Annotated in this window: 12 protein-coding genes and 1 riboswitch; of the genes, 10 read left to right on the plus strand and 2 right to left on the minus strand. The window is 71.3% G+C overall.

Annotated features, from left to right (window positions below):
* The first annotated feature begins 91 nt into the window (after window positions 1-91).
* A riboswitch (cyclic di-AMP (ydaO/yuaA leader) is annotated at window positions 92-231 on the plus strand.
* 13 nt (window positions 232-244) lie between these two features.
* From AB0H64_RS01310 to AB0H64_RS01350, 9 genes are all read left to right on the plus strand, one after another.
* On the plus strand, window positions 245-958 hold the full coding sequence (locus AB0H64_RS01310) for a CHAP domain-containing protein (protein WP_357618627.1): 714 nt from the start codon (window positions 245-247) through the stop codon (window positions 956-958).
* Window positions 959-1341: 383 nt separating this feature from the next.
* Window positions 1342-2673: an ABC transporter substrate-binding protein gene (locus AB0H64_RS01315; protein WP_357618629.1), complete on the plus strand. Its 1332-nt coding sequence runs from the start codon at window positions 1342-1344 to the stop codon at window positions 2671-2673.
* 79 nt (window positions 2674-2752) lie between these two features.
* A complete protein-coding gene (locus AB0H64_RS01320) occupies window positions 2753-3709 on the plus strand; it encodes a sugar ABC transporter permease (RefSeq protein ID WP_357618632.1) in 957 nt (318 codons plus the stop codon).
* Window positions 3706-4542: a carbohydrate ABC transporter permease gene (locus AB0H64_RS01325; RefSeq protein WP_357618635.1), complete on the plus strand. Its 837-nt coding sequence runs from the start codon at window positions 3706-3708 to the stop codon at window positions 4540-4542. The genes AB0H64_RS01320 and AB0H64_RS01325 overlap by 4 nt, the downstream gene beginning before the upstream one ends.
* Window positions 4539-5948 carry a GH1 family beta-glucosidase gene (locus AB0H64_RS01330; RefSeq protein WP_357618638.1) on the plus strand — a complete coding sequence of 470 codons (1410 nt, stop codon included), beginning with the start codon at window positions 4539-4541 and terminating at the stop codon, window positions 5946-5948. Before AB0H64_RS01325 ends, AB0H64_RS01330 begins: the two co-directional genes overlap by 4 nt.
* A complete protein-coding gene (locus AB0H64_RS01335; protein WP_357618641.1) occupies window positions 5929-6927 on the plus strand; it encodes a LacI family DNA-binding transcriptional regulator in 999 nt (332 codons plus the stop codon). The genes AB0H64_RS01330 and AB0H64_RS01335 overlap by 20 nt, the downstream gene beginning before the upstream one ends.
* An 18-nt stretch (window positions 6928-6945) precedes the next feature.
* Entirely contained in the window at window positions 6946-7968 is a 1023-nt protein-coding gene (locus AB0H64_RS01340) for a phosphotransferase (RefSeq protein ID WP_357618644.1), read from the plus strand.
* 79 nt (window positions 7969-8047) lie between these two features.
* Entirely contained in the window at window positions 8048-9247 is a 1200-nt protein-coding gene (locus AB0H64_RS01345; RefSeq protein ID WP_357618647.1) for an FAD-dependent oxidoreductase, read from the plus strand.
* Window positions 9248-9314: 67 nt separating this feature from the next.
* Complete coding sequence (locus tag AB0H64_RS01350; protein WP_310711972.1) at window positions 9315-10652, plus strand: class II 3-deoxy-7-phosphoheptulonate synthase; 1338 nt, start codon at window positions 9315-9317, stop codon at window positions 10650-10652.
* A 78-nt stretch (window positions 10653-10730) separates the two neighbouring features.
* Here the strand turns inward: AB0H64_RS01350 and trxA are convergent, their stop codons facing one another.
* On the minus strand, window positions 10731-11111 hold the full coding sequence (gene trxA / locus AB0H64_RS01355) for a thioredoxin (RefSeq protein WP_357618651.1): 381 nt from the start codon (window positions 11109-11111) through the stop codon (window positions 10731-10733).
* A 137-nt stretch (window positions 11112-11248) separates the two neighbouring features.
* Window positions 11249-13033, minus strand: a complete 1785-nt coding sequence (locus AB0H64_RS01360) for an ExeM/NucH family extracellular endonuclease (RefSeq protein ID WP_357618653.1) — start codon at window positions 13031-13033, stop codon at window positions 11249-11251.
* 106 nt (window positions 13034-13139) lie between these two features.
* On the opposite strand from AB0H64_RS01360, the gene AB0H64_RS01365 reads away from it, so the two are divergent.
* Window positions 13140-14543: a pentapeptide repeat-containing protein gene (locus AB0H64_RS01365; protein ID WP_357618656.1), complete on the plus strand. Its 1404-nt coding sequence runs from the start codon at window positions 13140-13142 to the stop codon at window positions 14541-14543.
* Window positions 14544-14586 lie beyond the last annotated feature (43 nt).

Raw genomic sequence — 14586 nt, forward strand, 5'->3', positions numbered from 1 at the left:
TTGCCGGATGTATTACCTTAAATCCTGTTCGTCGGCTTACGTCCGGTTTGCCCGTTCGTTGCCGGCCTATCGCACAGATCATCACAGGACCCCCCTGTGACCGCTGAATCCGCCTGAGCGCGGAACCGGGGACCCACTTCTCTTGGGGTGAATCGGCACTTCCTTGTGCCGTAGGGCAGCTTCCACGCCCGAACCCGTCAGCTAACCCGGTAAGCGGCATGGAAGCAAGGAGCATCCCTTCTCGATGGCCAAGCACCGTCTCCTCCGTGCCCTCACGCCCGGAACGATCCGCGCCACCCTCGGCGCGACCATCATCGCCTCGGCCGCCTTCGGCGCCGTCGCGCCGGCCAACGCGGACACCCCCGAGCACGTGGGGCCGGCATCCAACTCGTCCACCAGCCAGAGCGTCAACAGCCAGGCCGCCAACAGCCAAGCCGCGTCCGGCTCGCAGTACGGCCGGGTCAACGTGACCGCGCAGAAGGTCCTCGACGTGGCCCGCGCGCAGGTCGGCACCTCCGAGAACGCCTACGGCGGCGGCACCAAGTTCCAGCAGTGGTACGCGAAGTCGCAGCGCGCGCTGGAGACCGTCAAGCGTGACGGCGGCTCGCCGCAGGCCTACCTCAACGCCGCCTGGTGCTCGATGTTCGTCTCCTGGGTCGGCGAGCAGACCGGCGCCCGCCCGCAGGTCGGCTGGGACGCCTACACCGTCGCCCACGCCCGCTGGTTCGCCCAGAACCACCGCTGGGGCAGCGCGCCCAAGCCCGGCGCCGTCGTCTTCTTCTCCTGGAGCGGCAGCAAGAGCCTGGACGACATCAACCACGTCGGGTTCGTCGTCAAGGACAACGGCAACGGCACGATCTCCACGATCGAGGGCAACACCGGCAACGGCCGCGTCGAGCAGCGCGTCCGGCCGACCTCCCAGGTCGTCGGCTACGGCTACCCGAACTACGCCGGCTGACCCGGTCCCCCTACCACTCCCCCACCTCTCCCCAGAGGGAGCGAGCGCGCGCCTTCCCCCGGCGCGCGCTCGCTCGCGTTCCGGGCAGGTCTCTCGTACGCCTGACACCCCTCGTCCCGCCCCGGCCTTCAGCGGGTTGTCCGTTCCTGTGGCGTTAACGGGACAGATGGTATGGGAGCGCTCCCAGCGACCTTTTCGCGCTGTTTGCGGCCTTGAATCCGCTTTCACGGCGCCAAATCCGGCCTGAGGTAACGGTTGCGTTGCGGGCCGTTGACGGCCCCCACGCCATGAGGGCACTCTTTGTGGGAGCGCTCCCAAGACCTTCCCATCGCGGCCTCACGTCGCGATGCACCTCCCACATTCACCACCCAGAGGGGTTCCGAATGAAGAACCACAAGCGCTTCGTCGTGACCGGAGCCGCGATGACGGCGCTGCTGGCCATCGCGGCGTGCAGCAGCGGCGGTGGCGGCGCCACCCCGGCGGGCTCGCAGAGCAGCGCGGCGGCGGAGCCGGTCACGATCAACGTGCACACCTTCGGCGGCGGCGAGAACTTCGGCTACGACGAGGCCGTCAAGAAGTGGAACGCCGAGCACCCGAACATCCAGATCAAGTACACGAACCTCACCGACCGGTTCGAGGACGTGTACCTGCCGCAGCTCCTCCAGCGTCTCCAGGCGGGGGCAGGCGCAGGAGACGTGGTCGGCATCGACGAGGGCGCGATGGGCCTCATGGCGGCCCGTCCGCAGTTCTTCGCCGACCTCGGCCAGTACGGCCTGGAAAGCCGCAAGGCGGACTTCCCGGCGGCCAAGTGGGAGGCGGGCCTCAACGCGGACGGCAAGCTGTTCGCGCTGGGCACGGACATGGGCGGCATGACCATGTGCTACCGCAAGGACCTGTTCAAGAAGGCCGGTCTGCCCACCGACCGCGAGGAGGTCGGCAAGCTCTGGCCGGACTGGAACGCGTTCCTGGAGACCGGCAAGAAGTTCGAGGCCGCCAAGACGGGCGCGAAGTTCATGGACGGCCCCAACACGATCTACAACGTCATCCTCTTCCAGGAGGCGCCGAAGAACGGCAACCTCTCCTACTTCGACAAGAACAACCAGCTCGTCATCGAGTCCAACCCGGCCGTCAAGACCTCCTTCGACTGGGTGACCACCTTCAGCAAGGCCGGCATGACCGCCAAGCTGCAGGCGTGGAGCCCGGCGTGGGACAAGGCCATCAAGGGCGGCGGCTTCGCCACCATGGGCTGCCCGTCGTGGATGCTCGGCGTGATCGAGGGCAAGGCCGGCGAGTCCAACAAGGGCAACTGGGACGTCGCGGCGGTGCCGGGCGGCACGGGCAACTGGGGCGGCTCCTGGCTCGCGGTGCCCAAGCAGAGCAAGCACCCCAAGGAGGCCGCCGAGGTCGTGAACTACCTCACCGGCAAGGAGGGCCACGTCGCGGCCTTCAAGGAGGCCGGCGCGTTCCCGAGCTCGCTGCCCGCGCAGCAGGACCCCGAGGTGGCGGGCCTGAAGAACGCCTACTTCAACGACGCGCCGACCGGCCAGATCTTCAGCGACTCGGTGAAGAACCTCCAGCCGGTGTTCTTCGGTGAGAAGCACGCCCAGGTGAAGACCGCGGTCGAGAAGGTCATCGAGGGCATGGACCAGGGCGCGATCAAGTACGACGAGGCCTGGTCGAAGTTCGTCGCGGCGGGTGTGAAGGCGGCGGGCTGACCCCCGTCCCCCAGGACCGGGTGGCGCCCCTTCCCCTCTGCGGGCGCCACCCCTCCCCGCCCCGGCTCGAAAGGCTTCCATGACTATCCAACTCGCGCCGCCGCCCGCCCGGCGGGCGCCGGGCAGGCGGTCGGCCCCCTCCCGGCGGATGGCCCGCTTCGACCTCAAGGGCACGCCGTACGTTCTGGTGTCGCCCTACTACCTGCTGTTCGCCGTCTTCGGCATCTTCCCGCTCGGCTACACGCTCTGGGTCTCGCTGCACGACTGGGAGCTGGCCGGCGACACGGAGTTCAACGGCCTGGCCAACTACGGCGAGCTGATCACCGACGCCGCCTTCTGGAACGCCGTCGTCAACACGCTCGGCATGTTCGTGCTGGCCACCGTGCCCCAGCTCGTGCTGGCGCTGCTGCTGGCCAACGCCCTCAACAAGAGGCTGCGCGGCCGGCTGCTGCTGCGCCTCGGCGTGCTGCTGCCGCTCATCACCTCCGTGGTCGCCGTGGCCGTGATCTTCAGCCAGCTCTACAGCCGCGACTACGGGGTCTTCAACTGGATCCTGTCCTGGTTCGGCGTCGATCCGATCATCTGGCAGAACGAGAAGTGGTCCTCCTGGATCGCGATCGCCACGATGGTCGACTGGCGCTGGACGGGCTACAACGCGATCATCCTGCTGGCCGCGATGCAGACGATCCCGCGCGACCTGTACGAGGCCGCCTCCATCGACGGTGCGTCGGCGCGCACGCAGTTCTGGCGGATCACGGTGCCGATGCTGCGGCCGACGATGGTGTTCGTCGTGTTCATCTCGACGATCGGCGGGCTGACGCTGTTCACCGAGCCGGTCATGTTCGAGGGCAACCCGATGATGACGGGCGGCACCACCGGCCAGTACCAGACAGTGGCCATGTTCATCGTCAAGTCCGCCTTCCGCGACTTCGAGATGGGCTACGCCTCGGCGGCGGCCTGGCTGCTGTTCGTGCTGATCCTGCTCGGGACGATGATCAACTACTGGTTCACCCGCCGCATCGGAGGCGCCCGATGAACAACCGCCTCTGGGACGCGGGCCTCATGACCAAGGTGGTGCTGGGCTTCGCGCTGCTGCTGTCCGCGTTCCCCATCTACTACATGTTCATCATGGCGACGCGCACCAACGACGACGCCGTGGAGACGCCGCCGCCGCTGCTGCCCGGCGGCCACCTCGGCGAGAACGTCCAGCGGCTGCTGTCCACCGAGGACGCCAACTTCGTCACCGGGCTGGTCAACTCCGCCATCGTGTCCGTCACCGTGACCGTGTCGGTGGTGCTCATCTCGACGCTGGCCGGCTTCGCGTTCGCCAAGCTCCGCTTCCCCGGCTCCAAGGTCCTGCTCGGGCTGATCCTGGTCACCATGATGGTGCCGCTCCAGCAGATGGGCGTGGTGCCGCTGTACGACATGATGGTCAAGCTCGGCTGGACCGGCCAGCTCCAGTCGGTCATCCTGCCGTTCCTCGTCAACGGGTTCGGCGTGTTCATGATGACCCAGTACACCTCCCAGGCGGTGCCCGACGAGCTGGTCGAGGCCGCCCGCGTCGACGGGGCGACCACCCTGGGCATCTACGGCCGGGTCGTCCTGCCCGCGCTGCGGCCCGGGATGGCGGTGCTGGCCCTGCTGGTGTTCATGCAGACCTGGAACGAGTTCATGTGGCCGCTCATCGTGCTGAACCCGGACAACCCGGTGGTTCAGACGTCGATCGCGGCGCTCAACTCCGCCCATGGCACGGACTACGTGATGCTGTTCACCGGCACCGCCGCCTCCGTCCTCCCTCTCTTCGTGGTTTTCGTGCTGTTCGGCCGGCAGATCGTCGGCGGCCTGATGGAAGGTGCGGTCAAGGCGTGACGACTCAAGAGGAGCAGACGAGCTCCCACCTGCGGTTCCCACCGGGATTCGCGTGGGGGGCGGCCACCTCGGCTTACCAGATCGAGGGCGCGGTGACCGCCGACGGCCGCGGCGTCTCCATCTGGGACACCTTCACCAAGCAGCCCGGCCGGGTGGTCGGCGGCCACCACGCGGACGTGGCCATCGACCACTACAACCGGTACAAGGACGACGTCGCCGTCATGGCGGACCTGGGCCTGAGCGCCTACCGGTTCTCCGTGTCGTGGCCGCGCGTCCAGCCGGAGGGCTCCGGGCGGTTCAACCTCAAGGGCCTCGACTTCTACAAGCGGCTCGCCGACGAGCTGCGCGCGAACGGCATCGACCCGTGGCTGACCCTGTACCACTGGGACCTGCCGCAGGCGCTGGAGGACGCGGGCGGCTGGCCCAACCGGGACACCGCCTACCGGTTCGCCGAGTACGCCCAGTGCGTCCACGACGCGCTCAAGGACCACGTGCACACCTTCAGCACGGTCAACGAGCCGTGGTGCGCCGCGTTCCTCGGCTACGCCTCGGGCGAGCACGCCCCCGGCCGCCGCGAGCCGGCCAACGCCATCAGGGCCGCCCACCACCTCAACCTCGCCCACGGGCTGGCCGTCCAGGCCATGCGGGGCAGCAGGGTCGGCGGCTGCGTCAACCTGTACGCGGTGACGCCGGCCGGCGACAGTGACGCCGACCTGGACGCGGCGCGGCGGATCGACGGGCTGCAGAACCGGTTCTTCCTGGACGCGCTCCTCCTCGGCCGCTACCCCGAGGACGTCCTGGCCGACCTCGGCATGGACACCGGCTTCATCGCCGACGGCGACATGGAGACCATCAAGGCCCCCATCGACCTGCTGCTCGTCAACTACTACAGCCGCTTCACCGTTTCGGGAGCCGGAGGCGGCAAGGCGTCGGCGGCGGCGGCCCCGACCGAGACGGGCTCGCCCTGGGTCGGCAGCGAGCACGTGTCGTTCGTCAACGGCGGGCGGCCGGTCACCGCGATGGGCTGGGAGATCGACGACAGCGGCCTGCTGGAGGTGCTGCAGCGGGTGGCGCGCGACTACCCGGCGATCCCGCTGGTGATCTCCGAGAACGGCGCCGCGTTCGACGACGTGCTGAAGAACGGCCGCGTCCACGACGTCCAGCGCACCTCGTACCTCGACTGCCACCTGCGCGCCTGCCGTGAGGCGATCGACGCCGGCGTGCCGCTGCAGGGCTACTTCGCCTGGTCGCTCATGGACAACTTCGAGTGGGCGTGGGGGTACGGCAAGCGTTTCGGGCTCGTCCACGTCGACTTCGAGACGCAGGAGCGGGTGCTGAAGGACAGCGCGCTCTGGTATTCCCAGATCATCCGGCAGAATAGGCGCCATGAACCGACCGACTCTTGAGGCAGTCGCGGCCCGGGCCGGGGTCGGCCGGGGCACGGTGTCCAGGGTCATCAACGGGTCCCCCAACGTCAGTGACAAGGCGCGCGAGGCCGTCCGCCAGGCCATCGACGAGCTGGGCTACGTGCCCAACCGGGCCGCGCGCGCCCTCGTCACCCGGCGCACCGACACGGTCGCCCTGGTGGTGTCGGAGAGCGAGCTGCGGGTCTTCGACGAGCCGTACTTCGCGGGCACGATCCGCGGCATCGGCTCGGCGCTGTCCGAGACGGGGCTCCAGCTCATCCTGGCGATGGCGCAGTCCGACGAGGAGCACGAGCGGCTGGAGCACTACCTGACGGGGCAGCACGTCGACGGCGTGCTGCTCCTGTCGCTGCACGGCGACGACCCGCTGCCGGCCCGGCTGGAGTCGATGGGCGTGCCCACCGTGCTCGGCGGCCGGCCGGTCGGCCCGGCGCCCTACAGCTACGTCGACATGGACAACCGGGCCGGCGCCCGGCAGGCGGTCAAGCATCTGCTGGGTCTCGGCCGGGAGTCGATCGCCACCATCGCCGGACCCCAGGACATGGGCGTGGGCGTCGACCGTCTCGCGGGCTACCGCGACGCGCTGCTCAGCTCAGGCATGCCCGAGCTGGTCGCCTACGGCGACTTCTCCGAGGAGAGCGGCGCCGCGGCGACGCGCGAGCTGCTGGAGGCGCATCCGGCGCTCGACGCCGTGTTCGCCGCCTCCGACCTGATGGCGGTGGGCGCGCTGCGGGTGCTGAAGGCCACGGGGCGGACCATCCCGGGCGACGTGGCGGTGGTCGGCTTCGAGGACTCCAAGGCCGCCACCCACACCGACCCGCCGCTGACCACGGTCCACCAGCCGACGGAGGCGATGGGCCGGCAGATGGCCCAGCTCCTGGTGGCCCGCATCAACGGCGAGGAGGTCCGCCAGCCGGTGGTCATCCTCGACACCCACCTGGTGCTCCGCCAGTCCGCCTGAGAGCAGGGAACGCACACCATGGACAGCCGGACGAAACGCCGCCTCACCCCCGCCGAGCTGGACGCCCTGGCCCGGCGGGCCGTCGGCGCCGGCGTCGCCGCCGCGGCGGAGCTGACCGACGGCTACGCCAACGCGGTGTGGCGGCTCACGCTCGACGACGGCCGCGACGTGGTGCTCAAGGTGGCGCCGCCGCCCGAGCTGGAGCAGCTCAGCTACGAGCGCCACCTGCTGCGCATGGAGGCGGCGGTGTGCGAGCTGGCCGCGGCGGCGGGGGTGCCCGTGGCCGCGCTGGTGGCCGCCGGGTTCGACGACCCGGTGCTGGGCGGCGACTACCTGGTGCTGCACGCGCTCGACGGCGTCTCGTGGATCGACGTCCCGCCCTCCAGCGACCCGCTGGTCAGGGGCCCGCTCGACGGGGGCGGGCACGACGCGCTGCGGCGGGAGCTCGGGCGCCACCTGGCCCGGCTCAACGCGGTGACCGGCGAGGTGTTCGGCTATCCGCACGCGGGCATCACCGGAGCCACCTGGCGGGAGGCGTACCTCGCCATGATGGGGGCGCTGCTCGCCGACACCCGGCGCTACCCGACGCCGCTGCCGCTGCCCGCGGCCGAGATCGCGGCCGTGGTCGCCGGCGCCGCGCCCGCGCTGGACGAGGTGACGACACCGCACCTGGTCCACTTCGACGTGTGGGCGGGCAACGTGTTCCTGGACCTGACGGGGCAGCCGCGCATCCAGGCCATCATCGACCACGAACGGGCGTTCTGGGGCGACCCGCTGGCGGAGTTCGTCACGCCCACCCTCTTCGACGAGCTGGACGAGGACGACCCGCTGCTCGCGGGCTACCGCGAGGTCACGCCGCTCGACCTTACGCCCCGCGCCCGGGTGCGGCTCGACCTCTACCGGGCGTACCTGTACCTGATCCTGCTGGTCGAGAACGGGCCGCGGCAGTACCCGGAGGACGAGTACGAACGGATCCGCGGCCTCGCCACGGAGTGGCTCACCCACGTGCTGCGCCGCCTCGCCGCGAGCCCGCCGGCCTGACCGAAGCCAGGGCCGCGGCGCGTTCGGACCTGCCCGTACGGGGAAAGCTCCAGCGAAACGCCGCACCTGGGGACGGACCATGAGCTGTGTGATCGCGGGCGGCGGCCCGGCGGGCGCGATGCTCGCCCTCCTGCTCGCCCGGGCCGGCGTCGAGGTGACGCTGCTGGAGAAGCACGCCGACTTCCTGCGCGACTTCCGCGGCGACACCATCCACCCCTCCACCCTCCAGGTGCTCGGCGAGATCGGGCTGGCGGAGGAGTTCCTGCGGCTGCCGCACCGCAAGACGTACGAGCTGAGCGTCGTCACCGACACCGGACCGATCCCGCTGGCGAACCTGCGCGGGCTGCCCTGCGCCTACGACTACATCGCGTTCGTCCCCCAGTGGGACTTCCTGTCGCTCGTCACCTCCGCCGCCGCCCGCTACCCGTCGTTCCGGCTGCTGATGAGCGCCGAGGCGCACGGGCTGATCGTGGAGGGCGGCGAGGTGCGCGGGGTGCGCTACCGCGACGCGGAGGGCGAGCACGAGCTGCGCGCGGGGCTGACCGTCGCCGCCGACGGGCGGACCTCGGTGCTGCGGCGGGCCGCCGGGCTGCTGCCGAGGGAGTTCGGGGCGCCCATGGACGTGCTGTGGTTCCGGCTTCCGCGCGTGCCCGGCGATCCCGACGAGACGTTCCTGCGGCTCTCGCGCGGCCATCTCATGGTGGTGATCGACCGGGAGACGTACTGGCAGCTCGCGTACGTGATCCCCAAGGGCGGCTACGACGACCTCGTACGGCGGGGCATCGGCGCGCTGCGCGAGCCGGTGGCGCGGCTGGTGCCGTTCCTGGCCGGCCGGGAGACGCTGATCGAGGGCTACGACGACGTGAGCATGCTCACCGTGGTGATCGACCGGCTGCGCCGCTGGCACCGGCCCGGGTTCACGGCCATCGGCGACGCCGCGCACGCCATGTCGCCGGTGTTCGGCGTCGGCATCAACCTGGCCGTGCAGGACGCCGTGGCCGCGGCGAACCTGGTGGCCGGGCCGCTGCGCGCGGACGGCCGCGTGCCCGAGGCGACGCTGCGGCGGCTCCAGCGGCGGCGCATGTGGCCGACCCGGGTCACCCAGGCCGCCCAGCGGGTCGTGCAGGACCTGCTGATCGGGCCGGCGCTGCGCAGCCGCCTGGGGTCCCCGCCGATCCGGCCGGACGTGACGCGGATCCCCCTGCTCAACCGGGTCCCGCGGCGCTTCATCGGCCTCGGTGTACGGCCCGAGCACGTCGAGGTGCCCGCGTCCCCGTGAAACGACCTTCTCACAACGTGGACATCGGGGTCGGCCGGGCGGGGCGGGTGGAATACCCTCGTATATCGTGAGCGCACAGAGCAATCTCGATTCCTGGAGAGCCCTCCCCGCGGCCCAGCAGCCCGACTGGCCCGACCGCGGCGAGCTCGACAAGGTCGTCGCCGAGCTCGGCGGCCTGCCTCCCCTCGTCTTCGCCGGCGAGTGTGACCTGCTGAAGGACCAGCTGGCCGCCGTGGTCCGCGGCGAGGCGTTCGTGCTGCAGGGCGGCGACTGCGCGGAGACGTTCGCCGGCGCCACCGCCGACAACGTCCGCAACAAGCTCAAGACGCTGCTCCAGATGGCGATCGTGCTCACCTACGCCGGCAAGGTGCCGGTCGTGAAGATCGGGCGCCTGGCCGGGCAGTTCGCCAAGCCGCGCTCCAAGGGCACCGAGACCCGCGACGGCGTGGAGCTGCCCGCCTACCGGGGCGACATGGTCAACGGCTTCGACTTCACGCCCGAGGCGCGCCGGCCCGACCCGTGGCGGCTGCTGAAGGCGTACCACTCCTCCGCCGTGACGCTCAACCTGGCCCGCGCCTTCGCCAAGGGCGGCTACGCCGACCTGCGCCAGGTGCACGCCTGGAACCAGGACTTCGTCGCCGAGTCCCCCGCCGGCCGCCGCTACGAGCAGCTCGCCCGGGAGATCGACCAGGCGCTGGCGTTCATGCGCGCCTGCGGGGCCGACCCGGAGGAGTTCCACACGGTCGAGTTCTTCTCCTCGCACGAGGCGCTGATCCTCGACTACGACCGGGCGCTGACCCGCATCGACTCCCGCACCGGCCTGCCGTACGACGTGTCGGCGCACATGGTGTGGATCGGCGAGCGCACCCGGCAGCTCGACGGCGCCCACGTCGACTTCTTCGCCCGCATCCGCAACCCGATCGGCGTCAAGCTGGGCCCGACGACCACCTCGGCCCAGGCGCTGGAGCTGGTCGAGAAGCTCAACCCCGACAACGAGCCGGGCCGGTTGACGTTCATCACCCGCATGGGCGCCTCCAAGATCCGCGAGCTGCTGCCCAGCCTGGTCAAGGAGGTCACCTCCGCCGGTGCCCAGGTCGCGTGGATCTGCGACCCGATGCACGGCAACACCTTCGAGGCGCCGAGCGGCCACAAGACGCGGCGGCTCGACGCCGTGCTCGACGAGGTGGCGGGCTTCTTCGAGGTGCACCGCGCGCTCGGCACCCACCCGGGCGGCATCCACATCGAGTTCACCGGCGACGACGTGACCGAGTGCGTGGGCGGCGGCCACGAGATCGCCGAGGGCGACCTGGCCACCCGCTACGAGACGGCCTGCGACCCGCGCCTCAACCGCGGCCAGTCCCTCGACCTGGCCTTCCGCGTCGCGGAGCTGTACCGCAACGCCTGATCCCGCGAGTGCGGTCCCCGGCATGCGAAAGCCCCGCCGTCATGGGCGGGGCTTGCCGGCCGTGCGGCCGGGCCGGGGTCAGCCGTTCCGCTGCTCGGCCCCGTTGAGCTCCTCGCTCAGCTCGGTGCGGATCGCGTCCATGTCGAGCGCGCGGACCTGGCGGATGAGGTCCTCCAGGGCGGGCTCGGGGATGGCGCCCGGCTGGGCGTAGACCACGATGCCGTCGCGGATGGCCATCAGCGTCGGGATCGAGGTGATGTCGAAGCCCTGCGCGAGCGCCTGCTGCGCGTCGGTGTCGATCTTGCCGAAGGTGATGTCGCCGTGCTTGTCCGACGCCTTCTCGAAGATCGGGCCGAACATCTTGCACGGCCCGCACCACTCGGCCCAGAAGTCGAGCAGGACGATCCCCTTGTCGGCGATGTCGTTGAAGTTGGTCTCGGTTACCTCGATGGTCGCCACAAGTGGCTCCTCGCTCGTCGACGAAGCTGTCACCGGATAGAAACCCCTACCCGTCTTCCCTCATTCCAGCACGCGGCCGGACCCCGCCACGAGGCGCGTGGCGGGGTCCGGCCGCGTGCAGCGCTGTCCCGTCCTGCTCAGCCCCTGCCGCCGGGCAGGGTGAGGCCGATCACGACCGGGTCGTGGTCGGAGGAGCGGTAGGCGTCCGGCCGGTAGAGGCCGTCCGGGTTGTACTCGGTGTTGTAGTCCAGGAGGCGCGGCTCGTCGGCGTTGATGTGCCAGATCGTGGTGCTGGTGACGCGCCTGAGGAGCTGCCGGCCGGCCAGGGCGTGGTCCAGCTCGCCCGACATCCCGTCGAACAGGTAGCTGTAGCGCAGCGGCGCCGGGACGAACCGCTTGGTGAGGCTGGTCAGGCCGCCCGCCTCCAGCGTGTCGATCGGGTCCTCCTCGCCGTAGGAGTTGAGGTCGCCGAGCACGAGCGGGTTCGGCAGGTCCTCGACGAGCTGGAGCAGGGCCTGCGCCTGCTTGACTCGGGTGGCGTTCCAGCAGCCCTGTCCGTCGCCCTGGTCGGCGTCGGGGCCGTCGCCGGCAGGGCAGCTGCCCTTGGACTTGAGGTGGTTGACGACCATGGTGAACGGCTGGCCGCCGCCCGGCCGCCGGAACGTCTGTATGAGCGGCGGCCGGCTGAACACCGGGTCCTGCGAGGCGCGCGGCTCGCCGACGGGCTCCAGCTTGGCGGGCTTGTAGACGATGCCGACCTGGATGGCGTCGGTGCCCGGGTACGGGTGGGTCAGCGCCGCGTACGTGCCCGCGCCGACCTCGGCGTTGACGGCGTCCACGAGTGCCTGGAGCGCGCTCTGGCCGTTGTTCTCGACCTCCATGAGAGCGACGGCGTCCGCGTCGATGCCCTTGAGCGCCGCGACCAGCTTGGCGAGCTGCCGCCGCTGCTCCTCGGCGTTCGTCGCGCCGCGGGAGCCGAGGGTGGTGAACCAGTTGAGCGTGTTGAACGAGGCCACCTTGACGTTGCCGATCACCGGGAACGGCTTGGGCAGCCGGGGGTTGGCGTGGTGGTAGGCGACGGGCTTGGTGGGCTGGAGCCGGTAGGCGCCGATGCCGTACCCGAGGACGCCGGTGACGCCGACGGCCACGTCGCCGGTGCGGACGATGGGCGGCAGCGTGGCGGGGTTCTGCCGGGTGGAGCCGTCGTCGATGAGCAGCGCGCGCCGCGCCTGCTGCCCGGGGTCGACCCCGGGGCGGTCGGTCGGCTGGTAGAGCCGGCCACCGGCGGAGACGGTGACCTCGCCGTAGCGGCCGAGGTTGTAGTGGTCGGTGACGGTGAGCGGCTGCGGGAGGGTGAGCAGCATGTTCTCGACGCTCTCCAGCGCGTCGCCGGGCAGCGTGTACGGCCGGGCGGGCACGGTGCCGGTGCCGCAGACGTCCACGGCGGTCACCGGGGACAGCTCGGTCCAGCCGTTGTACTCGACGGCCTTGCCGGTGACCAGGACCCGGTCGCCGGGCTTGACGTCCTTGAGCGTGTCACGGGCGTAGGCGAACAGGCCCTCGGACGTCGCCGGGTCGGAGTCCGGCCGCGGGTCCTGCAGGAAGAAGCCGCCGAGCTGGTCGGAGCGCTGGAAGTCGCCCGTGACGACACCTTCGACGCGCACGGTCTGCCCGGCGAGCGGGGTGGCGTCGCCGCCGCCCTGGACCTGCGAGATCCGGTGGGTGGCGGGGGTGTCACAGGGCGCCGCCGCCGTCGCCGGTGTGCTGGTGGCGTCCGGAGTGGTTGCGTCCGGCGCGGTGGTATCCGGTGCGGTGGTGTCCGGAGTGGTGGGGGACGCCGCGGCGGCCGGAACGGCCAGCAGGGAGGCGGAGAGGGCGGCCGCGGCGAGCGCGGCGAGAGTGGCCCGGGGTAAAACGCGCATGACCGGCACTTTAGAGGGACGCCCGCCCACATATGTCTACATAAATATTGATAGAGCATTAAATTAGCGAACCTTGACACGCGAGTGCCCGGGGTATGACGACTGCATGGACTGGGTCACCTGCACGCATTCCGCTGCCTGCACGGGCATCGCACGCCGGCCGTACGACCTCTGCCTGGCGCATCTGCCCCCCGACCAGCTCGCCGCCGCGATCGGCGAGATGCTCCCCGGCCGCCTGCTCGACCTGCGCGGCACGGTCATCGGCGGCGACCTGCTCTCCCGCGTGATCGAGGCGACGGGCGGGCGGCCGGGACGGGCCCGCCTGGACCGGGCCCGGTTCGGCGGCGACGTGCGGCTCACCGGTGTCGTGTTCGCCGGGGACGTGTCGCTCGACGGCGCCGTCTTCGAACGGCTCGCCTCGTTCTTCGGAGCCCGCTTCGAGGGCAACCTGTCGCTGGCCGACGCCCGGTTCACGCGGGAACTGTCGATGCACGGCGTGACCGTGCGCGGCCACGTGTCCCTGGACCGGGCCGTCATGGCCCGCGACGCGCTGTTCAGCCAGGCGTCCTTCGGGCGCGGGCTGTCGTGCGAGCGGGCCAGGTTCGACGGGTACGCCACCTTCGACGGGGCGCGGCTCGGCGACGGCGCGACGTTCCGGGGCGCCCGGTTCGGGCGGACGCTGTCGTTCCGCAAGGTCGTCGGGAGCGCCGGGTTCGACGCCGCGCACTTCGCCGGCAACGCCTACCTGTCGGCCACCGGCCGCCTGTCCGCCGCCCGCGCCCGCGCCGACGCCTCGCTCGACGTGTCGGTCACCGGCTGCGGCGTCGACCTGCGGCGCGTCGAGGTCACCGGGAGCGCCACGCTCCGGCTCACCGGCTCGCACGCCGACCTGGAGGGCGCGGTGCTGCGTGGCCAGGCGACGGTGACGGGCCGCGGCGGCGCGTCGATCACCTCGCTGCGGCACGTGGACGCGCGGAGCCTCGCGCTGTACGGGCTGGACCTGTCGGCCTGCCGCTTCGCGGGGCTGGCGCATCCGGCGGGCGTGCGGCTGAAGGACTGCCGCTTCGCGCTCACGGGACGCGGCGTGCGGGTGAGCATGCGGCGGCCGATGGTGCGCTGGTTCTCGCGGCGCAGCGTGCTGGCGGACGAACGAGCCTTACGCGGCGGCTCCGGTCTCCTCGACCCCGCCGACCCGGGGGCGGAGCCCCGCGACCCCGGCGACCTGCGGGCCGGCTGGCTCGCCACCCTGTACGCGGAGCTCGGCCGGCGCGCCGACGACCGCGGCCTGTCCCACGACTTCGCCTTCGCCGCGACGGAGATGCGCCGCCTGGCGGGCCGCCGCTGGTGGGACGCCGTCTCCTGGCCCCTGGTGACGGCCGGGGCCCGCATGGGGCGGGCGGCCGGCTGGATCGTCCTGCTGACGGCCATCGCGGCGGGCGCCATGCTCCTGTCCACGGCCCAGCACGCCGCCCACAGCTCACCGCAGCGGCCCCCGTCCGCCCATCGCTGACGCCTTCCCAGGGGACCCCGGCTCCCCCGCCCTCTCCGTCCCC

Source organism: Nonomuraea sp. NPDC050733, from assembly GCF_040654215.1.
GTDB lineage: Bacteria > Actinomycetota > Actinomycetes > Streptosporangiales > Streptosporangiaceae > Nonomuraea.

What these genes read in the sequence shown, in the direction of transcription:
- AB0H64_RS01340 (WP_357618644.1), top strand. Translation starts at nt 6,946, where the DNA reads ATGGACAGCCGGACGAAACGCCGCCTCACCCCCGCCGAGCTGGACGCC.
- AB0H64_RS01335 (WP_357618641.1), top strand. Translation starts at nt 5,929, where the DNA reads ATGAACCGACCGACTCTTGAGGCAGTCGCGGCCCGGGCCGGGGTCGGC.
- AB0H64_RS01345 (WP_357618647.1), top strand. Translation starts at nt 8,048, where the DNA reads ATGAGCTGTGTGATCGCGGGCGGCGGCCCGGCGGGCGCGATGCTCGCC.
- AB0H64_RS01360 (WP_357618653.1), bottom strand. Translation starts at nt 13,033, where the DNA reads ATGCGCGTTTTACCCCGGGCCACTCTCGCCGCGCTCGCCGCGGCCGCC.
- AB0H64_RS01310 (WP_357618627.1), top strand. Translation starts at nt 245, where the DNA reads ATGGCCAAGCACCGTCTCCTCCGTGCCCTCACGCCCGGAACGATCCGC.
- AB0H64_RS01325 (WP_357618635.1), top strand. Translation starts at nt 3,706, where the DNA reads ATGAACAACCGCCTCTGGGACGCGGGCCTCATGACCAAGGTGGTGCTG.
- AB0H64_RS01315 (WP_357618629.1), top strand. Translation starts at nt 1,342, where the DNA reads ATGAAGAACCACAAGCGCTTCGTCGTGACCGGAGCCGCGATGACGGCG.
- AB0H64_RS01320 (WP_357618632.1), top strand. Translation starts at nt 2,753, where the DNA reads ATGACTATCCAACTCGCGCCGCCGCCCGCCCGGCGGGCGCCGGGCAGG.
- AB0H64_RS01365 (WP_357618656.1), top strand. Translation starts at nt 13,140, where the DNA reads ATGGACTGGGTCACCTGCACGCATTCCGCTGCCTGCACGGGCATCGCA.